23 protein-coding genes are annotated in these 20,632 nt (G+C 62.0%); 16 read left to right on the plus strand and 7 right to left on the minus strand.

What is annotated here, in order from left to right:
• Positions 1 to 54: 54 nt before the first annotated feature.
• The 4 genes from NCG91_RS20170 to NCG91_RS20185 all read right to left on the minus strand — a co-directional run bounded on the left by NCG91_RS20170 (position 55) and on the right by NCG91_RS20185 (position 3,073).
• Entirely contained in the window at positions 55 to 399 is a 345-nt protein-coding gene (locus NCG91_RS20170) for a DUF1840 domain-containing protein (protein WP_034749443.1), read from the minus strand.
• A 180-nt stretch (positions 400 to 579) separates the two neighbouring features.
• The gene (locus NCG91_RS20175; RefSeq protein WP_251350961.1) at positions 580 to 1,125 is read right to left on the minus strand and encodes a hypothetical protein; all 546 of its coding nucleotides are present in this window, start codon (positions 1,123 to 1,125) and stop codon (positions 580 to 582) included.
• Between the two features lie 64 nt (positions 1,126 to 1,189).
• On the minus strand, positions 1,190 to 2,710 hold the full coding sequence (locus NCG91_RS20180) for a YifB family Mg chelatase-like AAA ATPase (RefSeq protein ID WP_251350962.1): 1,521 nt from the start codon (positions 2,708 to 2,710) through the stop codon (positions 1,190 to 1,192).
• Between the two features lie 114 nt (positions 2,711 to 2,824).
• A complete protein-coding gene (locus tag NCG91_RS20185; protein ID WP_035824443.1) occupies positions 2,825 to 3,073 on the minus strand; it encodes an accessory factor UbiK family protein in 249 nt (82 codons plus the stop codon).
• Between the two features lie 269 nt (positions 3,074 to 3,342).
• Here NCG91_RS20185 and NCG91_RS20190 point away from each other — a divergent pair, with 269 nt between their 5' ends.
• The 13 genes from NCG91_RS20190 (at position 3,343) to NCG91_RS20250 (ending at position 16,136) form a co-directional block, all read left to right on the plus strand.
• A complete protein-coding gene (locus tag NCG91_RS20190; protein WP_251350963.1) occupies positions 3,343 to 4,110 on the plus strand; it encodes a TorF family putative porin in 768 nt (255 codons plus the stop codon).
• An 11-nt stretch (positions 4,111 to 4,121) separates the two neighbouring features.
• Positions 4,122 to 4,460 (plus strand): P-II family nitrogen regulator, encoded by a 339-nt coding sequence (locus tag NCG91_RS20195; protein WP_010393464.1) that lies wholly within the window; start codon positions 4,122 to 4,124, stop codon positions 4,458 to 4,460.
• 11 nt (positions 4,461 to 4,471) lie between these two features.
• Positions 4,472 to 6,010: an ammonium transporter gene (locus NCG91_RS20200; RefSeq protein ID WP_285817187.1), complete on the plus strand. Its 1,539-nt coding sequence runs from the start codon at positions 4,472 to 4,474 to the stop codon at positions 6,008 to 6,010.
• Positions 6,011 to 6,214: 204 nt separating this feature from the next.
• On the plus strand, positions 6,215 to 7,513 hold the full coding sequence (gshA, locus tag NCG91_RS20205; RefSeq protein ID WP_077399358.1) for a glutamate--cysteine ligase: 1,299 nt from the start codon (positions 6,215 to 6,217) through the stop codon (positions 7,511 to 7,513).
• 97 nt (positions 7,514 to 7,610) lie between these two features.
• Positions 7,611 to 8,567, plus strand: a complete 957-nt coding sequence (gene gshB / locus NCG91_RS20210; protein WP_251350964.1) for a glutathione synthase — start codon at positions 7,611 to 7,613, stop codon at positions 8,565 to 8,567.
• Positions 8,568 to 8,581: 14 nt separating this feature from the next.
• Positions 8,582 to 8,986, plus strand: coding sequence for a PTS sugar transporter subunit IIA (locus NCG91_RS20215; protein WP_035824452.1), 405 nt, complete (start codon positions 8,582 to 8,584; stop codon positions 8,984 to 8,986).
• Between the two features lie 92 nt (positions 8,987 to 9,078).
• Positions 9,079 to 9,348, plus strand: coding sequence for an HPr family phosphocarrier protein (locus NCG91_RS20220; RefSeq protein ID WP_034749416.1), 270 nt, complete (start codon positions 9,079 to 9,081; stop codon positions 9,346 to 9,348).
• 44 nt (positions 9,349 to 9,392) lie between these two features.
• The gene (ptsP, locus tag NCG91_RS20225) at positions 9,393 to 11,135 is read left to right on the plus strand and encodes a phosphoenolpyruvate--protein phosphotransferase (protein WP_077408955.1); all 1,743 of its coding nucleotides are present in this window, start codon (positions 9,393 to 9,395) and stop codon (positions 11,133 to 11,135) included.
• Between the two features lie 135 nt (positions 11,136 to 11,270).
• Positions 11,271 to 12,470: a homoserine O-succinyltransferase MetX gene (metX, locus tag NCG91_RS20230; protein WP_251350965.1), complete on the plus strand. Its 1,200-nt coding sequence runs from the start codon at positions 11,271 to 11,273 to the stop codon at positions 12,468 to 12,470.
• The gene (gene metW / locus NCG91_RS20235) at positions 12,467 to 13,078 is read left to right on the plus strand and encodes a methionine biosynthesis protein MetW (protein ID WP_099665555.1); all 612 of its coding nucleotides are present in this window, start codon (positions 12,467 to 12,469) and stop codon (positions 13,076 to 13,078) included. The genes metX and metW overlap by 4 nt, the downstream gene beginning before the upstream one ends.
• The gene (locus tag NCG91_RS20240) at positions 13,078 to 14,337 is read left to right on the plus strand and encodes an AmpG family muropeptide MFS transporter (RefSeq protein WP_251350966.1); all 1,260 of its coding nucleotides are present in this window, start codon (positions 13,078 to 13,080) and stop codon (positions 14,335 to 14,337) included. The genes metW and NCG91_RS20240 overlap by 1 nt, the downstream gene beginning before the upstream one ends.
• Positions 14,318 to 15,220: a M48 family metallopeptidase gene (locus NCG91_RS20245; protein WP_251350967.1), complete on the plus strand. Its 903-nt coding sequence runs from the start codon at positions 14,318 to 14,320 to the stop codon at positions 15,218 to 15,220. Before NCG91_RS20240 ends, NCG91_RS20245 begins: the two co-directional genes overlap by 20 nt.
• 1 nt (position 15,221) lies before the next feature.
• The gene (locus NCG91_RS20250) at positions 15,222 to 16,136 is read left to right on the plus strand and encodes a pseudouridine synthase (protein ID WP_251350968.1); all 915 of its coding nucleotides are present in this window, start codon (positions 15,222 to 15,224) and stop codon (positions 16,134 to 16,136) included.
• A gap of 6 nt (positions 16,137 to 16,142) precedes the next feature.
• Here NCG91_RS20250 and NCG91_RS20255 read toward each other — a convergent pair whose 3' ends face one another.
• Complete coding sequence (locus NCG91_RS20255) at positions 16,143 to 16,919, minus strand: exodeoxyribonuclease III (protein ID WP_251350969.1); 777 nt, start codon at positions 16,917 to 16,919, stop codon at positions 16,143 to 16,145.
• A gap of 108 nt (positions 16,920 to 17,027) precedes the next feature.
• Here NCG91_RS20255 and pyrE point away from each other — a divergent pair, with 108 nt between their 5' ends.
• Entirely contained in the window at positions 17,028 to 17,690 is a 663-nt protein-coding gene (gene pyrE, locus NCG91_RS20260; protein ID WP_035824465.1) for an orotate phosphoribosyltransferase, read from the plus strand.
• Here the strand turns inward: pyrE and NCG91_RS20265 are convergent.
• Entirely contained in the window at positions 17,687 to 17,929 is a 243-nt protein-coding gene (locus NCG91_RS20265) for a GNAT family N-acetyltransferase (protein ID WP_251350970.1), read from the minus strand. The genes pyrE and NCG91_RS20265 overlap by 4 nt on opposite strands.
• Positions 17,929 to 18,672, minus strand: a complete 744-nt coding sequence (locus NCG91_RS20270; RefSeq protein WP_251350971.1) for a sulfite exporter TauE/SafE family protein — start codon at positions 18,670 to 18,672, stop codon at positions 17,929 to 17,931. Before NCG91_RS20270 ends, NCG91_RS20265 begins: the two co-directional genes overlap by 1 nt.
• A 126-nt stretch (positions 18,673 to 18,798) precedes the next feature.
• Between NCG91_RS20270 and NCG91_RS20275 the strand changes: the two genes are divergently transcribed.
• Positions 18,799 to 19,692: a LysR family transcriptional regulator gene (locus NCG91_RS20275; RefSeq protein WP_034749390.1), complete on the plus strand. Its 894-nt coding sequence runs from the start codon at positions 18,799 to 18,801 to the stop codon at positions 19,690 to 19,692.
• Between the two features lie 21 nt (positions 19,693 to 19,713).
• The gene (locus NCG91_RS20280) at positions 19,714 to 20,607 is read left to right on the plus strand and encodes an alpha/beta fold hydrolase (protein ID WP_251350972.1); all 894 of its coding nucleotides are present in this window, start codon (positions 19,714 to 19,716) and stop codon (positions 20,605 to 20,607) included.
• The last annotated feature ends 25 nt before the right edge of the window (positions 20,608 to 20,632 follow it).

The following is a 20,632-nucleotide window of genomic DNA, read 5'->3' on the forward strand; positions in this document are numbered from 1 at the left end:
ATAAAAAAACCCCGCTAGGTGCGGGGTTTTTTTTCGTCTGCAGCATTCATCGGATCAGATGCCCCAGGTGATGCTTTCATTTTCCGCCTTGGCCGAGCGCAGCATTTCCATCAAGGGATAGGCGCGCTGCGAAAAATGTACTTTTTGCGCGCGCGCATGAGCGCCCGTTTCGCCATCTTCCAGCGTTTCCGGGGTATGCGCATCGTGTTCGATGTCGTTTTCCGGATGCAGTTTGCTTTCCGCGACTTCTTTTTCCAGCAGGGCCAAGGCATCGCCCGCTTCCGCTGGCGTGATGACGCCGCGCGTGGGGTTCTTGTGCAGGATGTCGAGGATGCGTTGGGCATGTTCCTGGTACATCAGCACTTCTGGGGAGGATTTGGATTTGAATGAGATCAACATAAGCGCTTTCTGAAACTTGTTGTTAGTGTCGAAACAATATCACGACTTGAAATGTCGCACAGGCCGTCCGATTGCCCGGATTGCACATTTGCAAGCCGGATAGGGCCATCTGTTGGACAACGCACGTATTTACAAGAGCGTGCTTACCGTGAAAACATCCGTTTAAGCGATCGTTAAGTCTCAATCCAGTTTCACCGAGTCCATGAACGTGTCGATGGTGTCACGCGACAGCTTGCTTTCTTCACCGAGTATGATGATCTGGAAGATGCGCTTGTCCTGCGCCACAAAACGGCCGACCAGCAGGACGGGCTTGCCCTGCTGCATCCCCGTCGCTTCGACGCTCAGCGCGCTGCGTTGATGGCTGCCGGCCGCCGTGCTGCTGGCCGTCGATGCGGATTTCTCGCTGCGCACGACACCATTGATATTTTTCAACAGGGCTGTCTGCATGGCGGGCAGGGCCGTTTGTGCCTGTTCCGCACTGTCGAGCATGGCGCTGCCGATGGCGAAGGTATTGCCATCGACCTCGCTGGCCGTCATGGTCAGGCTGATTTTTTTACCGTCGAGATCGATCTCGCGCGTCAGCACGGCCGGCTTGCCCGGAAACAGGGCCGTGAACTGGGCGTCGGGGCTGCGATAGTCGCGCCAGTCGAATTTCGGGCTGCAGGCGGACAGGACGCTGGCGGCCGCGAGCGTAGCCAGAAAGAGGGCAAGTGATGGTTTTTTCATCAGCAGATGGTAGCAGCGCTACCAGTCACGCGCAATCGCGCACGTGTGGGCTTCACCGCTTGCCTTATATCTCGCGCAGTACGCGCCGGTACTGGATCGCTTCGGCAACATGCGGTTGCGTGATGGCGGGGCTGCCCGCCAGGTCCGCGATACTGCGCGACACGCGCAGCACCCGGTGGTAGGTGCGCGCCGACCAGTGCAGGCGCGTCATGGCGCCATGCAACAACTGTTCGCCATGTGGTTCCAGACGACAATGTTGTTCGATTTCCGTGTTGCTCAGCTGTTGGTTCGCTTTTCCCTGGCGTGCCAACTGCAAGGCATAGGCTGCCGCTACCCGCGTGGCGATCGCTTGCGTACTTTCGCCGGCGCCTGCACGTCGCCCCAGCGCCGTCGGCGGCATGGCGGCCACTTCAATTTGCAGGTCGATACGGTCGAGCAGCGGGCCGGACAGACGATTGTGATAGCGCAACACGGCGTCTGGCGTACAGCGGCAACGACCGGAAGCGTGGCCCAGATAGCCGCACGGGCAGGGATTCATGGCGGCGATCAATTGAAAACGGGCAGGAAACTCGGCCTGGCGTGCCGCGCGTGAAATGCTGATCACGCCCGATTCCATGGGCTGGCGCAGCACGTCGAGCACCCGGCGGTGGAATTCGGCAATTTCATCAAGAAACAGCACGCCGCAGTGGGCCAGCGAGATTTCACCTGGCCGCGGCACGTTGCCGCCGCCCACCAGGGCTACGCCGGACGCCGTCTGGTGCGGGGCGCGATAGGGCCGCCGTTTCCAATGTTCCACCTTGAAGTGGCTGCCCAGCGAATGCACGGCCGCCGATTCCAGCGCCTCTTCATCGCTCATGGGCGGCAGCACGCCAGGGAAGCGGCTGGCCAGCATGGTCTTGCCTGCGCCCGGTGGTCCCACCATCAGGATGTTGTGACCGCCCGCTGCCGCCACTTCCAGTGCGCGTCGTGCCTGCAGCTGCCCTTGCACGTCGGCAAAGTCGGGATAGGGAAAAGCGTGCGCTGCCAGCACGGGCTGGTGGCGTTGCAGGGCAGTCTGGCTGGCGTGCCTGGCAAAATGCGCGCAGACCTCGAGCAGGCTGTGGGCGGGATAGATGCAGGCATCGCTGACGAGAGCCGCCTCGTCCGCGTTCGCCTGCGGCAGGATGAAGGCGCGCGGCGTGCCCGACTGGCTGCGCTGCATGGCAAAGGTCATGGCCAGGGCGCCGCGGATGGGACGTAACTGGCCAGACAGCGACAGTTCGCCCGCGAATTCATAGTGCTGTAATTGGTCGCCCGGCAACTGGCCGGAGGCAGCCAGGATGCCCAGTGCGATGGGCAAGTCGAAGCGGCCCGATTCCTTGGGCAAGTCTGCCGGCGCCAGATTGGCCGTGATGCGCCGCGCCGGCATCTCGAAGCCGCAGTTTTGCAACGCGGCACGCACGCGGTCGCGCGACTCCTTCACTTCCGTATCCGGCAGGCCGACTATCGTAAACGAAGGCAAGCCATTGGCAAGGTGGACTTCGACACTTACCTCGGGCGCCTCCATGCCGGCCAGGGCGCGGCTTTTCAGGACGGCCAGGCTCATCAGACTCCCCTGTAGCGCGGACGCGGGCAGGATCAGTCTAGCGCTTGAAAAGGTGTGAGGCTTGAGGTATGCCAGCAAGGTCGCCGATTACGGCGCCCTGCGTGCAGCAGCGGTTCAGGCTTTTGGATCGTTCAGGCGCGTTTCCAGTTCGATCAGGCGCAATTCCAGTGCATCCAGTTTGGCACGGGTCTTGGCCAGCACTTGCGCCTGGATATCGAATTCCTCACGCGTGACGAGATCGAGGCGGGCGAAGCCCTGAGTCATCATCGATTTCACATTTTTCTCGATATCCTTGGCCGGCGAGTTTTCGATGGCTTGATGGATCTTGCCTTGCAAGTCGTTAAAGAAGGTATTCATGTCCATGGTCAGTCCTTTTATGGTGCGGCCTGTGCATCGCACCATTGCGGTGCACAGCGGCGTTAATCTGGTGCGAAACTGGGCGCTTCATTGTGCTTCAGCAGTCCGTTGCCGCATTCCTGGCCGTGTGCAGGGTATGTATGGACGGAAATGCACCTGTCAAGGTGGCAATAGAGCTGGCACGTATTCTGCTAAAGAAGGTATGAACGCTTTGTGATCTCCAGCCAAGATTTTAAACCTCAACCGCTTTAAAAGTTCAATAAAAGGGAATCGCCATGAAGAATCTGTCCAAGAACATGACTTTAGCTGCAGCGTTGACGCTGGCCATGACCGCCTTGTGCGGTAGCGCCATGGCCCAGGATGCAGTGGCGGCGCCTGCTGCGGCCGAAGCGGTACCTGATAACGTGGTGAGCTACAACGTGGCGCTGACCAGCGACTATCGTTACCGCGGCATCTCGCAAAGCCGCTTGAACCCGGCCATCAGCGGCGGTGCCGACTATACCCATAACCCGACGGGCCTGTATGTGGGCACCTGGCTGTCGAGTATCAAATGGATCAAGGACGGCGGCGGCGATACCAATCTGGAATGGGATATCTACGGCGGCAAGCGGGGCGAGATCAGCAAGGATTTTACCTATGACGTGGGCGGCCTGTACTACTTCTACCCATCGAATGGACTGAGCACCAATGCCAACACCTTCGAGCTGTACGGCCAGCTGGGCTATGGCCCCGCGTACATCAAGTACTCGCATTCGACCACCAATCTGTTCGGCGTGGCCGACAGCAAGAACAGCGGCTACCTCGACGTGGGCGCCAACGTCGAGGTGCACGACGGTTACATCTTGAATTTGCACGCCGGGCGCCAGAAGGTAGAACACAACGATTCCCTCAGCTACAGCGATTACAAGATCGGCGTGACCAAGGACTTCGGCATGGCGACCGTTGCACTGGCGGTCGTCAAGGCCAATATCGTATCGCTGGCACCGAATGGCAAGAATCTGGCGAAATCCGGTCTCGTGCTGACCGTATCGAAAACCTTTTAAGCGAGACAGCCATGAAAATGATTACTGCAATCATTAAACCGTTCAAACTGGACGAAGTACGCGAAGCCTTGTCGGCTATCAATGTGCAAGGCATTACCGTCACGGAAGTCAAGGGTTTCGGCCGCCAGAAAGGTCACACGGAACTCTACCGTGGCGCCGAGTATGTCGTTGATTTCTTGCCAAAAACCAAGATCGAAGCGGCCGTCGATGACGCCATTGTCGACCAGGCCATCGAAGCGATCGAAGGCGCCGCGCGTACCGGTAAAATCGGTGATGGCAAGATTTTCGTCTACAACCTGGAACAGGTCATCCGCATCCGTACCGGTGAAACCGGCAACGAAGCGCTCTAAGGGGAATATTGATGCATAAAAATATAACAAAATTGCTAGCCGGGATAGCCTGTCTGTGTGCGTTTGGTGTCGCCACGCCGAGCTTTGCCGATGCGCCCGCCAAGACGGAGGCTGCCACGACCGCGGCCGTCGCCGCTCCGGCCGTGACGCCCGTGCCTGACGCAGCCGCTCCGGCTGCCGCCGCTCCAGCCCCGGCCGCTGCCGCGCCAGCCGCCGCGCCCGTTGCCAACAAGGGCGACACCAGTTTCATGATGATCAGCACATTGCTGGTGATCTTGATGACGATCCCTGGCCTGGCCCTGTTCTACGGCGGCCTGGTGCGCTCGAAAAACATGCTGTCGGTGCTGATGCAGGTGTTCATGGTGTTCGCGCTGGTCATCGTCCTGTGGTGCATCTACGGCTACTCGATCGCCTTCACGGAAAAAACCGCCTTCTTCGGTGGCTTCGACCGCCTGTTCCTGAACGGCATCTGGGATCCGGCCAAGGGCACGTTTGCCGCCGCCGCCACCTTCAGCAAGGGCGTCGTCATTCCCGAGTTCGTCTTCGTTGCTTTCCAGGGCACGTTTGCCGCCATCACCTGCGCGCTGATCGTCGGCGCCTTTGCCGAGCGCGCCAAGTTTGCCGCCGTGCTGGCCTTCGTCGTGCTGTGGTTCACGTTTGCCTACCTGCCAGCGGCCCACATGGTGTGGTTCTGGACCGGTCCTGACCTGATCACCAATGCCGCCACCTCGGCCAGCGAAGCCTTGAAGGCGGGCTGGATCTGGCAAAAAGGCGCGCTGGACTTCGCCGGCGGCACCGTGGTGCACATCAACGCCGCTGTCGCCGGCCTGGTGGGCGCCATCATGATCGGCAAGCGCGTTGGTTACGGCCGCGAATCGATGGCGCCGCACTCGCTGACGATGACCATGATCGGCGCGTCGCTGCTGTGGGTGGGCTGGTTCGGTTTCAATGCCGGTTCCTCGCTGGAAGCGGGCGACGTGGCGGCTTTGGCTTTCGTCAATACCTTGCTGGCAACGGCCGCCGCCACCCTGTCGTGGGTGTTTGGCGAATGGATTTCCAAGGGCAAGCCTTCCATGCTCGGTGGCGCGTCCGGCGCCGTGGCCGGCCTGGTGGCGATCACCCCGGCGGCCGGCTTTGTCGGCCCGATGGGCGGCCTGGTCATCGGCTTGCTGGCCGGTGTCGTCTGCCTGTGGGGCGTGAATGGCCTGAAACGCCTGATCGGCGCCGACGATTCGCTCGACGTATTCGGCGTGCATGGCGTGGGCGGTATCCTGGGCGCCTTGCTGACGGGCGTGTTTGCTGCACCACAACTGGGCGGCCAGGGTATCTTCGACTATGTCACCAACAAGATGTCGGCGGATCCGTACTCGATCGGCCACCAGGTGTGGGTGCAGGCGCAAGCGGTCGGCACCACCATCGTCTGGTCGGCCCTGGTTTCCCTCGTTGCCTATAAACTGGTCGACATCGTCATCGGCTTGCGCGTACCGGAAGAGGAAGAGCGCGAAGGCCTCGATATCACCAGCCACGGCGAGCAAGCATATCATGGCTAAATAGCAATTATCTGGCATGCCAGCGCCCCGGCGCGGCATGTCCTGCTGGAAAAGGCGCCTCATTGAGGCGCCTTTTTTTCGTTATGGAAATGGAAAAGGTCTTTAAAACAAGGCTTTTGCCCCGATTTGGGGTACTTACACGGTAATATAGTCGGCAGTTCTGTGTGCTTTTTTGAATACTGCACATAATTTAAGGATGTAACTATGGTTCCCCATCTCGTCACGGCCCTGACCGGACCGCTGCTTGACCTCGAAAAAAAGATTCTGGCCGCGACGCCGGCCATTGAGCGCTGGTTTCGCATGGAGTGGCAAGAGCACACGCCGCCCTTCTATTGCTCGGTAGACTTGCGTAATGCGGGCTACAAGCTGGCGCCCGTCGATACCAATCTGTTCCCTGGCGGTTTCCACAACCTGGCGACGGAAATGCTGCCCTTGTCCGTGCAGGCGGCCATGGCCGCCATCGACAAGTATTGCCCGGATGCCCGCAACCTGCTGATCGTGCCGGAATTGCACAACACCACGCCGCAATACCTGCAGAACGTGGCGCGCCTGATGCAGATCTTCCGCCAGACGGGCTTGCACGTGCGCTTCGGCTCCTGGTCGCCCGACATCACCCAGCCGACACCGTTGGCGTTGCCAGATGGCAACATGCTCGTCATCGAGCCCCTCGTGCGCCTGAACAATGGCCGTCGCCTGGGCTTGAAGGATTTCGACCCGTGCACGATTCTGCTGAATAACGACTTGTCGGACGGCATTCCCGATATCTTGCAAAATATTCATGAGCAAAGCCTGCTGCCGCCCTTGCATGCGGGCTGGGCCTTGCGCCGCAAGAGCAACCACTACACGGCCTACGATGAAGTGGTGAAGAAATTCGGCAAGATGATCGATGTCGACCCTTGGATGCTCAACCCCTTCCACGCCAAGTGCAGCGACGTGAATTTCCAGGAAGGCGAGGGCGAAGATGCGCTGGCCGCCAGCGTCGACGTGCTGCTGGCCAAGATCCGCAAGAAATACAAGGAATACGGCATCAAGGAAAAGCCGTTTGTCATCGTCAAGCCCGATGCGGGCACGTATGGCACGGGCATCATGACGGTGCGCGACGCCAGCGAAGTGCGCGACCTGTCGCGCAAGCAGCGCGACAAGATGTCCATCGTCAAGGACGGCAAGGTTGTCACCGACGTCATCATCCAGGAAGGCGTGCCCACGTTTGAAAGCATCAAGGATGCCGTGGCCGAGCCGGTCGTCTACATGATCGACCGCTACGTGGTGGGCGGCTTCTACCGCGTGCACGCGGAAAAGGGCGTGGACCAGAACCTGAACGCGCCCGGCTCGCAGTACGTGCCGCTGGCATTTGCCCAGCAGCATGCCGTGCCGGACTTGAAGGCCAAGCCGGGCACGGCCGCGCCGAACCGCTTCTATGTGTATGGCGTGGTGGCGCGCCTGGCCTTGCTGGCCGCGTCGCTGGAAATGGAGCGCACGGACCCGAATCCCGAGGTGTATTGATCCATCCCTGCGGCTTGCCGGGCGCGGTGACTACCGCGCCTGGCGATCTCGGCTAGAATCAAGCATTCCTTATCCAGGCTCCCCGATTGGACGCACCATGAAAATTGCATTCCTTGCCGACCCGCTGGCAGGCTTCAAGACTTACAAAGATTCCACTTTCGCCATGATGCGCGAGGCGGCCAAACGCGGCCACGCCGTGTACGCCTTCGAACAGAAGGACATGGCGCTGGAAGAGGGCATCGTCACGGCGCGGGTACAGCATATCGAGCTGACTGGCGACGAGCACGACTGGTACAAGGTCGTCTCCACCGAAGAAGTGCGCCTGTCGACCCTGGACGCCGTCATCGAGCGCAAGGACCCGCCGTTCGACATGGAGTACGTGTATGGCACGTATCTGCTGGAACTGGCGGAAAAGCAGGGCGCGCACGTTTTCAACAAACCGTCCGCCATCCGCGACAACAATGAAAAGCTGGCCATCGCCCAGTTTTCCGAATTCACTTCGCCGACCCTGGTGACGTCGAACGAGGCGCGCCTGCGCGCTTTCCACGCCAAGCACCAGGACGTCATCTTCAAGCCGCTCGACGGCATGGGCGGCACGGGTATTTTTCGCGTCAAGGCCGACGGCCTGAACCTGGGCGCCATCATCGAGACCCTGAGCGAGAACGGCGCACAGACCATCATGGCGCAGCGGTTTATTCCCGACATCGTCAAGGGCGACAAGCGCATCCTCGTCATCGGCGGCAAGCCGGTGCCGTTTTCGCTGGCGCGCATCCCGCAGGCGGGCGAAGTCCGCGGCAACCTGGCCGCCGGCGGCACGGGCGTGGCGCAGCCATTGACGGCGCGCGACCTGGAAATCGCGGAAAAGCTGGGCCCGATCCTGGCCGCGCGTGGTCTGATGCTGGTAGGATTGGACGTGATCGGCGACTATCTGACGGAAGTCAATGTCACCAGTCCGACTTGCTTCCAGGAAATCATGCAGCAGACGGGCTTTGACGTGGCGGCCATGTTTGTCGACGCCGTCGAGCATGGCGTTGCGCAAGCGCAGCAGCGCTAGAAGGTGAAATGACTATGGTAGGGATTTTGCTCATGACACATGCACCGCTGGGACAGGCTTTCATCGCCGCCTGCGCGCATGTGTTTCGGGGGCCAACGGAACGGTTTGAAGCCATCGACGTCGTCGCCGACCAGGACCTGGCGGAAGTGCAAAAGCTGGCGTCGGACGCCATCTGCCGCCTCGACGACGGCTCCGGCGTGCTGGTGATTACCGACGTGAAGGGCGGCACGCCGTCGAACTGCTGCAACAAGCTGGCCGATGCGGGGCGGGTGGAAGTCATCGCCGGCATCAGCCTGCCGATGCTGCTGCGCGCCATCACGTATCGCCGCGACACGCTCGACGTGGTGGTGGAGATGGCGCTGGCCGGTGCGCAAAGCGGCGCCGTGCGCGTCGATAACCGCATCCGCGTGGGAGAATAAGGAATTGCATGGCCGCCGCCCTGAAGGCGGCGGTTTTTATAGGCCAAGATTGTCATCAGCGTAGTGCATTCAGGGATAGAGACCATACAAAAATGATTCAAAGAGAACTCGAAATCATCAACAAGCTGGGATTGCACGCACGCGCCTCCGCCAAATTTACCCAGCTCGCCGCCAAGTTCAAGAGCGACGTCTGGCTGACCCGCAACGCGCGCCGTATCAACGCCAAGTCCATCATGGGCGTGATGATGCTGGCCGCCGGCAAGGGCGCAAAAGTAACCCTGGAAGCCGAGGGCGATGATGAGCAGGCATGTGTCGATGCGCTCACCGCCCTGATTAATGACAGGTTTGGCGAAGGCGAGTAATGCCCGCCGAACGCAGCCGCAGCCGCATTCCGACAGGTCACCCCATGGCATCTTTCACGCTCCACGGCATCCCGGTCTCCCGCGGCATCGCCATTGGCCGCGCGCATCTGCTGGCGCCGGCCGCCCTTGACGTCAAACACTACCTGGTCGCCCAGGAACAGATCGAAGCGGAAGTCCAGCGTTTGCAAAACGCCATCGCCGCCGTCCACAAGGAGCTGCAAACCCTGTGGAACGAGCTGCCGAAGGACGCCCCCACGGAACTGGGCGCGTTCATCGACGTGCATGCGCTGATCCTGTCGGACCCGATGATCGCCGAAGCGCCGCTCGACATCATCCGTTCGCGCCACTACAACGCCGAATGGGCGCTGTTGACGCAGATTGATGAATTATCGGCGCAGTTCGATGAAATCGAAGACCCGTATCTGCGCGAACGCAAGGCCGACATCCAGCAAGTGGCCGAACGCGTGCTGAAGGTCTTGCTGGGCACGGAACAGCTGCTGCCGAAAGCGGCCGCCGACGATGAATTGCTGGCGCAGATGATCGTCGTCGCCCACGATATCTCGCCGGCCGACATGCTGCAGTTCCGCGACCGCTCCTTCATCGGCTTCATCACCGACGTGGGCGGTCAGAACTCGCACACGGCCATCGTCGCGCGCAGCCTGGATATCCCGGCGGCCGTTGGCATGTCGCAGGCGTCGATGCTGATCGAGCAGGACGACTGGCTGATCATCGACGGCGACGCGGGCGTGGTGATCGCCAACCCCAGTCCCCTGGTGCTGGAACAGTACCGCGAGCGCCAGGTGGCCATGCAGCGCGCGCGCAAGAAGCTGGGCAAGCTGAAAAAGACGCCGGCCGTCACCAGGTGCGGCACGCCGATTACCCTGCTGGCGAATATCGAACTGCCCGAGGATTGCCCGTTCGCGCTGGAATCGGGCGCCAGCGGCGTGGGCCTGTTCCGCTCCGAATTCCTGTTCATGGGCCGCGCGCACAAGATTCCCACCGAGGACGAGCAGTTCGAGGCTTACCGCAACACGGTGCAATCGATGAAAGGGCGCGTGGTGACCATCCGCACGCTCGACATCGGCGCCGACAAGCCGCTCGACCAGTCCGACCATACGGCCTTGAATCCCGCCCTGGGCTTGCGCGCCATCCGTTACTGCCTGGCCGAGCCGCAGCTGTTCCTGACGCAGCTGCGTGCCATTTTGCGCGCTTCCGCCTTCGGCAAGGTGCGCATCCTGATTCCCATGCTGGCGCATGCGTTCGAGATCGACCAGTCGCTGGCCATGATCGCGCAAGCGAAGGCCAGCCTGCGCGAGGACGGCGTCAAGTTCGACGACGAGGTCGAAGTGGGCGCCATGATCGAGATTCCCGCCGCTGCGCTGGCCCTGCCCATGTTCGTCAAGCGCATGGATTTCCTGTCGATCGGCACGAATGATTTGATCCAGTACACGCTGGCCATCGACCGCGTCGACTATGAAGTGGCGCATTTGTACAATCCGCTGCACCCGGCCGTGCTGCAACTGATCTCCATGACGATCGCCGCCGGCCACAAGGCGGGCATCGACGTGGCCGTCTGCGGCGAGATGGCGGGCGACGTGAAGCTCACGCGCTTGCTGCTGGGCATGGGCTTGCGCGAGTTTTCCATGCATCCGGCCCAGCTGTTGGCAGTCAAGCAAGAGATACTCAACAGCGATCTTGGCCTGATTGCGCCACAAATGCGCAAAATTATGCGTTCCATGGAACCAAATGTGATCGCGGAAGCTGTCCAGCAACTGCAGCTCATGTAAACTGTCACCTTATCAGCATCAGGACACCTCGCGCGCGGCAAGAGGTGCCCTGATGCTAAAGTTGCAGCACCTATCATCGCGGTGCTGCATCGACCATGGCCCGTGGGGCCGCCCCCCTTTTATAAACCGACACACATGTCATCCATTGGAATTGTTTCGCCGCAAACCATGTATTTTGCGCAACCCTTGCAGCTGCAAAGCGGAGCATCGCTGCAAGACTATATGTTGATGTATGAAACCTACGGCACCCTGAACGCCGACAAATCGAACGCGGTGCTGGTCTGCCACGCCCTGAACGCCTCGCACCACGTGGCCGGCGTCTACGCGGATGAACCGAAAAGCACGGGCTGGTGGGACAATATGGTGGGATCGGGCAAGCCGCTCGACACCAACAAATTCTTCGTCATCGGCGTCAACAACCTGGGTTCCTGCTTCGGTTCGACGGGCCCCATGCACACCAATCCCGCCACCGGCAAGCCGTATGGCGCCTCCTTCCCCGTCGTCACGGTGGAAGACTGGGTCAGCGCGCAGGCGCGGCTGGCCGATGAACTGGGCATCACGCAGTTCGCCGCCGTGATGGGCGGCTCGCTGGGTGGCATGCAGGCGCTGGCGTGGAGCATCATGTTCCCCGAGCGGCTGCGCCACTGCGTGGTGATCGCCTCGACGGCCAAGCTGTCGGCGCAAAATATCGCTTTCAACGATGTGGCGCGCCAGGCCATCCTGTCCGACCCCGATTACCATGGCGGCGACTTCTATGCCCACGGCGTGGTGCCGAAGAACGGCTTGCGCGTGGCGCGCATGGTGGGCCATATCACCTATCTGTCGAATGACGACATGGCCGAAAAATTCGGCCGCAAGCTGCGCGATGCGGCGCAGACGGGCGATTACAAGTTCGGCTTCGGCATCGATTTCGAGATCGAATCGTATTTGCGCTACCAGGGCGACAAATTCTCCGAATACTTCGACGCCAACACGTATCTGTTGATCACCAAGGCGCTCGATTATTTCGACCCGGCGCGCGCGCACGGCGGCGACCTGGCCAAGGCCCTGTCGGGCACCAAGGCCAAGTTCTTCCTCGCCTCGTTTTCCACCGACTGGCGCTTCTCGCCCGAGCGCAGCCGGGAAATCGTCGAAGCGCTCGTCTGTAACCGCCGCCAGGTCACGTACGCGGAAATCGACGCGCCGCACGGCCACGACGCTTTCCTGCTGGAAGATGCGCGCTACATGAACATGGTGCGCGCCTATTATGGCCAGGTATGGAACGACATCGGGGCGGGTTTGCCCGCTCCTGCACAGCACACCGCCGTCCGCCAGGGCGCCAAGGAGACCGCATGACTTTTGACGAATTGAGCGCGCTGCGCCCCGACCTGGCCTTCATCGCCCACTGGGTGCCGGACAACGCGCATGTGCTGGACGTGGGCTGCGGCGACGGCGTGATGCTGCAGTACCTGCAAAGCGACAAGGAGTGCAGCGGTTACGGCATCGAGATCGCCGACGACAAGGTATTGGCCAGTACTTTGCGCGGCGTCAATGTGATCCAGCAGGACATGGAAAAGGGCCTGGCCGTCTTTGGCGACAACAGCTTCGATACGGTGCTGTGCCTGTCGTCCCTGCAGATGATGAAGCAGGTCGAGCCGCTGCTGCGCGACATCGTGCGCGTGGGTGCAGAAGCCATCGTCTCGTTTCCCAACTTCGCCTACTGGCCGCACCGCGTGGCATTGCTGAAAGGGCGCATGCCCGTGTCGAAATCGCTGCCCTACCAGTGGTACGACACGCCCAACGTGCGCTGCGCAACCATCAACGACTTCCGCGAACTGGCCGAGGAATGCGGCCTGGAAGTGATCGAATGCGTGGCCCTGGCCGAAGGCAAGATGGTTTCCGTGCTGCCGAACCTGCGCGGCGACCTGGCCGTCTTCCGCCTGCGTAAAAAAGCGGTGCATTGATGAGCACAAGCCCGGCGCCAGGCTGGCGTTCCTATGCCAATGGCCGCATGCTGGCCGTGCTGGTGCTGGGCTTCAGTTCCGGCCTGCCCCTGTTCATCCTGCTGTATCTGCTGCAGGCATGGCTGGCCAAGTCGGGATTGAACGTGAAGGCGCTGGGGCTGTTCGCCCTGGTGCAGTTCCCGTATATCTGGAAATTCCTGTGGGCGCCCCTGATGGACCGCTACCGCATCCTGGGCCTGGGACGCCGGCGCGGCTGGATGGCCCTGACGCAGGTGGCGCTGTTCTTTTCCATCGGCGGCATGGGCATGCTCGATCCGCTCACGCAGATCGGCCTGATCGCCGCCGCTGCCGGCGGCGTGGCCTTTCTGTCTGCCAGCCAGGATATCGTCATCGACGCCTACCGGCGCGAAATCCTCAGCGATAACGAGCAGGGGCTGGGCGCCGCCGTCATCGTCAACGCGTACAAGGTGGCGGGCATGGTGCCGGGCGCGCTGTCGCTGATCCTGGCCGACCGCATGCCGTGGCAGCCCGTGTTCTGGATCACGGCCGCCTTCATGCTGCCGGGCCTCGTGTGCACTTTGTTGATCAGGGAGCCGACCGTGTATGGCTCGCCGCCGAAGACCATGCGCGAAGCGATCATCTTGCCATTCCAGGAATTCATCGCGCGCGATGGTTGGCGTAACGCAATGTGGATTCTCGCTTTCGTATTACTCTATAAAATCGGCGACAGCATGGCCACGGCGCTGGCAACGAAGTTTTACCTGGACCTGGGTTTTTCCATGACGCAGATCGGCCTGGCCGCCAACACTACGGGTTTCTGGGCCAGCCTGGCCGGCGGCGTGGTGGGCGGCGTGTGGATGCTCAAGCTGGGCATCAACCGGGGCCTGTGGGTATTTGGCGCGCTGCAGGCGATCGCGATTCTGGGATTCGCCTGGCTGGCGCAGGTGGGGCCGAACACCATGCTATTGAGCGCCGTGATCGGTTTTGAAGCTTTCGCCAGCCTGGGCCTGGGCGCGGCCGCCTTTGTCGCGTTCCTGTCGCGCACCACGGACCCGCGCTACACGGCCACTCAATATGCGCTGTTTTCCAGCCTGAGCGCCGTGCCGCGCACCCTGATCAATGCCTCGGTGGGCTTCCTGGTCGCCGAGCTGGGCTGGTTCTCGTTTTTCATCGTGTGCTTCTTCCTGGCCTTCCCTGCCATGATGATGCTGCCTAAAATCGCTCCATGGAGGTCTGCCAATGGCACCAATATCCCTTAAACGTTACACTGTCCTGGCCAGCCTGTGCGCGGTCACGGCGCTGGCGCCCCTGTCCGTCCACGCCCAGCAGGCGACGGTACAGGATGGCATCAAGGTGCGTCCCTTGTCGACGTCGCGCATCTTTGCCGGCGGCACCGATTTCAATGCGGAATCGAAGCAGCAATATACGCAGCTGGTCAACGAAGCGAAGGAAAAAAACGCGCTGGTGCCGGACAGCGATCCGCAAGTGAAACGCCTGCGCGCCATCGCCCAGCGCATCATCCCGTTCGCCACGCGCTGGAACGATGCGGCGGCCAACTGGAACTGGCAGATCAACTTGCTCAACTCGGACGAGGTCAACGCCTTTTGCATGCCGGGCGGGCAAATCGCTTTTTACAGCGGGATCATCACCAAACTGAACCTGACCGACGATGAAGTGGCCGTCGTCATGGGCCATGAAATTTCGCACGCCTTGCGCGAACACTCGCAAGCGCAGGCTGGCAAGGGCAACCTGGCTGCCGTCGGCTCGAAGCTGGTGGGTGCCGGCCTGTCAGCCTGGCTCGGCGTCGACCCGAATCTGACCAGCACCGCCACGAACATGGCGGCCAAGGGCGTGATGCTGAAGTTTTCGCGCGACGATGAACGTGAAGCGGACCTGATCGGCATGGATCTGGCCGCGCGCGCCGGTTTCGATCCGCGCGCCGGCGTGGTGCTGTGGCAGAAGATGGCGGCCGTGAGCGCGGGCGCGCCGCCGGAATTCCTCTCGACCCACCCGTCGGGCAAGGACCGCATCTCGCAGATGAACAGCCACATGGCGCAAGTGCTGCCCCTGTACGCGCGCAGCAAGGGCGTCAGCGTGGACGCCTTGCCGCCGTACCGCAGCAACGCCATCGCGCAGCGCTAGGATGTCTGTACGCAGTCCCGGCAACAAGCCGGCAGCGGCGCCGTTGCCCATGCGCGACGGCGTGGCGCCCAGCTACCTGTGGCTGCCGGAAGGGCAATGGCCCGACATGCTGGCGTTTTTGATCGAGCGCTATCCGCAGATCAGCGCCGCGCAATGGCGGGACCGCATGGCGCGCGGCGAAGTGGTCAACGGCGACGGCGCCGTGCTGGCACCCGGCAGCGCCTACAAGCGCGGCATGCGCATTTTTTACTACCGCGAGCTGGAACGGGAAACGCCTATCCCCTTCCAGGAAGAGATCCTGTTCCAGGACGACCACCTGGTGGTGGTCGACAAGCCGCACTTCCTGCCCATGACGCCGGCCGGGCGCTTCGTGCAGGAGACCCTGCTGACGCGCCTGAAGAAAACCCTGGACTGTGCCGACCTGACGCCGATCCACCGCCTCGACCGCGAGACGGCTGGCGTGGTGATTTTTTCGCGCCAGGTGGCCAGTCGCGGCGCCTATCAATCGCTGTTCCAGCGCCGCGAAGTGCGCAAGACGTACGAGGCGCTGGCGCCACGTCTGGATGGCCGAGATTTTCCATTTACCTACCGCAGCCGCATGGTCGAGGGGGAGCAGTTTTTCCTCATGCGCGAGGAAGCGGGCGAGCCGAACTCGGAAACCGTCATCGACGTGATCGAGCGGCGTGGCGAGTTGAATCTGTACCGGCTGCAGCCGCACACGGGGCGCAAGCATCAATTGCGCGTGCACTTGGCCGCGCTGGGCATCCCCATCGTCAACGATGCGTTTTACCCGGTGGCCCTGCCGTGCAAGGACGACGATATGTCGCAGCCCTTGCAGTTGCTGGCGCGCGCGATCGATTTCACGGACCCGTTGAGCGGCGCGCCGCGCCATTTTGAAAGCCGGCGCAGCCTGTAGCGGCGCTTACGCCTTGAGCGTGTAGTCGATGATCAGCGGCGCGTGGTCGGAGAAGCGCTCGTCCTTGTAGACGCTGACCGTATGCGCCTGGGCCGCGATGCCGGGCGTGGCGACGTGGTAGTCGATGCGCCAGCCCACGTTTTTCGCGTAGGCTTGTCCGCGGTTGCTCCACCACGTGTACTGGTCTTCGCGCTTGTCCAGGCCGCGGTGTACGTCGACAAAGCCCACTTCGTCGAAGACGCGCGTCAGCCAGGCGCGTTCTTCCGGCAGGAAGCCGGAATTTTTCTTGTTACCCTTCCAGTTCTTCAGGTCGATTTCGTGGTGGGCGATGTTCCAGTCGCCGCAGATGACGACTTCGCGTCCCAGCGCCTTCAATTCCAGCAGGTGCGGCAGGAACAGTTCCATGAAGCGGAACTTGGCTTCCTGGCGCTCCGGGCCGGACGAACCGGACGGGCAGTACACGGAAATGACGGAAAGGTTGCCAAAATCACAGCGCACGTAGCGGCCTTCGGCGTCGAATTCAGGGCTGCCGAAGCCGATATGCACGGCGTCCGGTTCGACCTTGCTGTACACGCCCGTGCCGGAATAGCCCTTTTTCTCGGCATAGTGGAAATGGCCATGATAGCCGTGCGGGTTGAGGAATTCCGGCGTCATGTCGGGCAGTTGCGCCTTCAATTCCTGCACGCAGATGAAATCGGCCGTCTGCGCGCCCATCCAGTTGAAAAAGCCTTTTTTGGCGGCGGAACGGATGCCGTTCAGGTTGGCGGAGATAATTTTTGGCATAGGTCTAGAGTGAAAGGGCGCTGGACGGGGCCGGCGGGCGCGGCATGGCGATTGTCTCGCCGGTGCGCGCGGATTAAAATACAGGCACTTTTAAAAAATGAGGCTAATGTGAATAATTTACGCCAGCAGTTTATCGCGTTTTCAGTATCCAAGGGAGTCTTGCGGTTTGGCGAGTTCACCACCAAGGCCGGACGCCAGTCGCCATACTTCTTCAATGCGGGCCTGTTCCATGACGGCGCCACCTTGGCCGAGCTGGCGCAGTTCTACGCGCAGACCCTGCTCGACTCGGGCGTGGAATTCGACATGCTGTTCGGTCCCGCCTACAAGGGCATCACCCTGGCCTCGGCCACCGCCGTGGCGCTGGCTGGCAAGGGCCGCAACACTTCGTTCGCCTTCAATCGCAAGGAAGCCAAGGACCATGGCGAAGGCGGCACCATTGTCGGCGCCAAATTGCATGGCAAAGTCGTCATCATTGACGATGTGATCTCGGCCGGCACCTCGGTGCGCGAATCGGTGGACATGATCCGCGCCGCCGGCGCCGAGCCATGCGCCGTGCTGATCGCCCTGGACCGCATGGAGCGCTCGGGCCCGGATGGCCAGCTGTCGCCAAGTTCGGCGGTGCAGGAAGTGTCGAAACAGTATGGCATCCCCGTCATCTCGATCGGCAACCTGGACGACTTGTTCGGCTACCTGAATGGCGCGGGCGCCGATCCGGAACTGTTGAAACATAAAGAGGCTGTTTCGGCATACCGCACCCGCTATGGCATTTAAGTAGTCTTGTCCAGCAGGGCCCGCAGCCGCGGGTCGCTGCAGGCGGCGCTGGCCTGCGGATGGCATTGCAATAACCGCCGCAGCAGCGCGCCGCCGATGCCGCGCCGGCGGAACGGCGGTTTCACGAACAGCATGTTCACCGTCACTTCGTTCGCGCACTTGCTGATGTCGAGCATGGCCACCTGCTGGCCGTCGATCCACGCGCACAGCGCGCTGTCCCCTTGCCAGTCTATCTGCATCACGCCAGCCATGGTTTGAGCGCCGCATGCAAACCCAGGGCGAACAGGCCGATAAAAAAGCATCGCTTGAATACTGGCTGCGCGATGCGCCCGCGCAGCCATTGACCGGCCAGCATGCCGGCCAGCGCCGGCAGCAGCGCATACGCCGACGCGCCGGCCGCACCGAGACTGAAGTCGCCGTGCAGGGCCAGGCTGGTCGCCAGCGCCACGGTCGACGCCGTAAACGCCAGGCCCAGCGCCTGCACCAGCGCATCGCGCGCCAGCCCCAGTCCCTGCAGATACGGCACGGCGGGGATCACGAACACGCCCGTGGCGGCCGTCACCAGTCCTGTCGCCGCGCCCGCCATGGGGCCCAGCCACGCTTCGTGCCGCGTCGGCACGCGCAGCTGCAGCGAAAACAGTCCCGCCAGCGCATACAGCATTAGCGCCACGCCCAGCGCGACGACGGCCCAGGTGCCGCTATCCTTTGGCAGCAGGGCGCCGCCCGCCAGGGTGCCCGCCATGACGGCGGTCAGCATGGGCCACAAGCGACGCAGCAGCGCCCGCAGGCCGGGGCCGGCCGCCAGTTGCCACACGTTCGTCACCATCGAGGGCACGATCAGCAGGGCGGCCGCCTGCACGGGCGGCATGACGAGGCTGAGCGTGCCCATGGCCACCGTCGGCAGCCCCAGGCCGACTACGCCCTTGACGAAGCCAGCGACGAGGAAGCTGGCGCCGACGGCCAGCAGAAATGACGTCTCCATTTTTTTCATCCCACAGTGATTTTGCGTGGATTCTGCGCGCGCTTGCGGATTTCGCCAAGGTGGATTATTTTGAGTCAGCCTCTGTAAAATACGAAGGCTGATAAGATGGCGAAAAGGAGAGCCGCCATGCGCTTTGATCTGGTCGATTTGCAGCTGTTTGTCAACGTGGTGGAGGCGGGCAGCCTGACGGCGGGCGCCGCGCGCAGCCACCTGGCGCTGGCCTCAAGCAGTGCGCGCGTGCGCGGCATGGAAGAGATGCTGGGCATGCCCTTGCTGCTGCGCGGGCGGCGCGGCGTGGAGCCGACCCCCGTGGGCCAGACCTTGCTGCATCACGCGCGCCTCGTTTTACTGCAAATGGAGAAAATGCGCGGCGAGCTCGGTGAGTTTGCGCGCGGCTTGAAAGGGCAGTTGCGGCTGCTGTGCAATACGGCGGCGCTCAGCGAATTTTTGCCCGAGGCGCTCGGCGCTTTTCTCGACCGCCATCCGAACCTGACCATCGACCTGGAAGAGCGCCTCAGTTACGATATCGTCAAGGCTGTCTCGGAAGGGTTGGCCGATATGGGCATCGTGTCCGATTCGGTCGACATGCGCGGCTTGCAGACGTTTTTGTTTCGCCCCGACCGGCTGGTGGTCATCGCGGCGGCTGACGGCGTGCACCACCGCGCGCTGGGCCAGGATGGCGTCGTCGACTTTGCCAGCGTGCTGGATCACGATTTCATCGGCCTGGCCGACGACAGCGCGATGCAGCAGTATCTGGGCATGCATGCGGCGCGCCTGGGCCGCCCGTTGAAGGTGCGCGTGCGCCTGCGCAGCTTCGATGCCGTGTGCCGCATGGTGGCCAGCGGCGTGGGCATCAGCGTGGTGCCGCTGGCGGCTGCCAGCCGCTGCCAGCAGACGATGGCACTGCGCTGCCTGGAATTATCCGATCCCTGGTCGGTACGCAATCTGACGATTTGCGTGCGCCAGTTCAGTGAATTACCCCTGTATGCGCGCCAGTTGATCGATCATCTGAAGGCGTGACAGGGCATGACAGGAGCAGCGATGCGTTTTTCAGAAGACAAGATGGCCAGCCTGCGGTGCAGCGACCAGGTCGAGCGCCCCATCCACATCTGGCAGCCGCCAGGGCCACAACAGCCACGTGCCGTGATCCTGGCGATCCACGGCGGCATGGCGCATGCGGGCGATTATGTCACGCCGGCGCTGTACTTCCGCCAGCACGCCATCGCCACCGTCAGCTTCGACATGGTGGGCCACGATGGCCAGCGCAAGGTCGATATCCCATCGTTCGAGGCTTTCCTCGACGACGAAGAGCTGTTCCTCGCCTGGGTCAAGCAGGCGTATCCAGGCGTGCCGATTTTCGTCATGGGCCACTCCATGGGCGGCTTGATCGCCACGCATCTGGGGCTGCGGCGCTTTGCGGGCGACCCGGCCATCAAGGGTTTTGTCATCTCATCGCCGTATTACGTGAATGCGATTCCCGTGCCGAAGGTGCTGCAGATGCTGTCGGGCTGGCTGGCGCAGCGCTTCCCCACGATGAAGGTGCCGCTGGGGAACCTGACCATGCTGCTCACGCACGACCAGACCATTACCGCGCGCCATTTCCAGGATGAGCGCGACGGCATCCGCGCCAGTGCCGCCTCGGTACGCTTCGCCCATGCCTTGACGTCGGCGCAAAAGGAATTGGCGTGCGGCTTGTCGGGCTGGCGTTTCCCCCTGTTTGCCGTGGTGGCCGGTGACGACAAGCTGGCCGACAGCCGCGCCACGGAGAGCATGCTGCGCAGCGTGCCCGATGGCTTGCTCGACTATCACTACTATCCGGCCAATTATCACGAGAATTTCAATGAACTGAACCGCGAGGAGATCTTCGCCGCCATTCTGGCGTGGATGGAAAAACAACTGGCACCCGCGCCGCGTGAGGCGCAGGTATCGTTATAATCAGGTCAATGGATTTTACCGCCGC

Origin of the sequence: Janthinobacterium kumbetense (assembly GCF_023703445.1) — a bacterium.
GTDB lineage: Bacteria > Pseudomonadota > Gammaproteobacteria > Burkholderiales > Burkholderiaceae_D > Janthinobacterium > Janthinobacterium kumbetense.

What these genes read in the sequence shown, in the direction of transcription:
- NCG91_RS20180 (WP_251350962.1), bottom strand. Translation starts at nt 2,710, where the DNA reads ATGAGCCTGGCCGTCCTGAAAAGCCGCGCCCTGGCCGGCATGGAGGCG.
- NCG91_RS20215 (WP_035824452.1), top strand. Translation starts at nt 8,582, where the DNA reads ATGGTAGGGATTTTGCTCATGACACATGCACCGCTGGGACAGGCTTTC.
- NCG91_RS20220 (WP_034749416.1), top strand. Translation starts at nt 9,079, where the DNA reads ATGATTCAAAGAGAACTCGAAATCATCAACAAGCTGGGATTGCACGCA.
- NCG91_RS20190 (WP_251350963.1), top strand. Translation starts at nt 3,343, where the DNA reads ATGAAGAATCTGTCCAAGAACATGACTTTAGCTGCAGCGTTGACGCTG.
- metW (WP_099665555.1), top strand. Translation starts at nt 12,467, where the DNA reads ATGACTTTTGACGAATTGAGCGCGCTGCGCCCCGACCTGGCCTTCATC.
- NCG91_RS20280 (WP_251350972.1), top strand. Translation starts at nt 19,714, where the DNA reads ATGCGTTTTTCAGAAGACAAGATGGCCAGCCTGCGGTGCAGCGACCAG.
- NCG91_RS20240 (WP_251350966.1), top strand. Translation starts at nt 13,078, where the DNA reads ATGAGCACAAGCCCGGCGCCAGGCTGGCGTTCCTATGCCAATGGCCGC.
- NCG91_RS20175 (WP_251350961.1), bottom strand. Translation starts at nt 1,125, where the DNA reads ATGAAAAAACCATCACTTGCCCTCTTTCTGGCTACGCTCGCGGCCGCC.
- NCG91_RS20200 (WP_285817187.1), top strand. Translation starts at nt 4,472, where the DNA reads ATGCATAAAAATATAACAAAATTGCTAGCCGGGATAGCCTGTCTGTGT.
- NCG91_RS20275 (WP_034749390.1), top strand. Translation starts at nt 18,799, where the DNA reads ATGCGCTTTGATCTGGTCGATTTGCAGCTGTTTGTCAACGTGGTGGAG.
- NCG91_RS20250 (WP_251350968.1), top strand. Translation starts at nt 15,222, where the DNA reads ATGTCTGTACGCAGTCCCGGCAACAAGCCGGCAGCGGCGCCGTTGCCC.
- NCG91_RS20170 (WP_034749443.1), bottom strand. Translation starts at nt 399, where the DNA reads ATGTTGATCTCATTCAAATCCAAATCCTCCCCAGAAGTGCTGATGTAC.
- NCG91_RS20270 (WP_251350971.1), bottom strand. Translation starts at nt 18,672, where the DNA reads ATGGAGACGTCATTTCTGCTGGCCGTCGGCGCCAGCTTCCTCGTCGCT.
- metX (WP_251350965.1), top strand. Translation starts at nt 11,271, where the DNA reads ATGTCATCCATTGGAATTGTTTCGCCGCAAACCATGTATTTTGCGCAA.
- gshA (WP_077399358.1), top strand. Translation starts at nt 6,215, where the DNA reads ATGGTTCCCCATCTCGTCACGGCCCTGACCGGACCGCTGCTTGACCTC.
- NCG91_RS20245 (WP_251350967.1), top strand. Translation starts at nt 14,318, where the DNA reads ATGGCACCAATATCCCTTAAACGTTACACTGTCCTGGCCAGCCTGTGC.
- NCG91_RS20185 (WP_035824443.1), bottom strand. Translation starts at nt 3,073, where the DNA reads ATGGACATGAATACCTTCTTTAACGACTTGCAAGGCAAGATCCATCAA.
- NCG91_RS20265 (WP_251350970.1), bottom strand. Translation starts at nt 17,929, where the DNA reads ATGCAGATAGACTGGCAAGGGGACAGCGCGCTGTGCGCGTGGATCGAC.
- NCG91_RS20195 (WP_010393464.1), top strand. Translation starts at nt 4,122, where the DNA reads ATGAAAATGATTACTGCAATCATTAAACCGTTCAAACTGGACGAAGTA.
- gshB (WP_251350964.1), top strand. Translation starts at nt 7,611, where the DNA reads ATGAAAATTGCATTCCTTGCCGACCCGCTGGCAGGCTTCAAGACTTAC.
- NCG91_RS20255 (WP_251350969.1), bottom strand. Translation starts at nt 16,919, where the DNA reads ATGCCAAAAATTATCTCCGCCAACCTGAACGGCATCCGTTCCGCCGCC.
- ptsP (WP_077408955.1), top strand. Translation starts at nt 9,393, where the DNA reads ATGGCATCTTTCACGCTCCACGGCATCCCGGTCTCCCGCGGCATCGCC.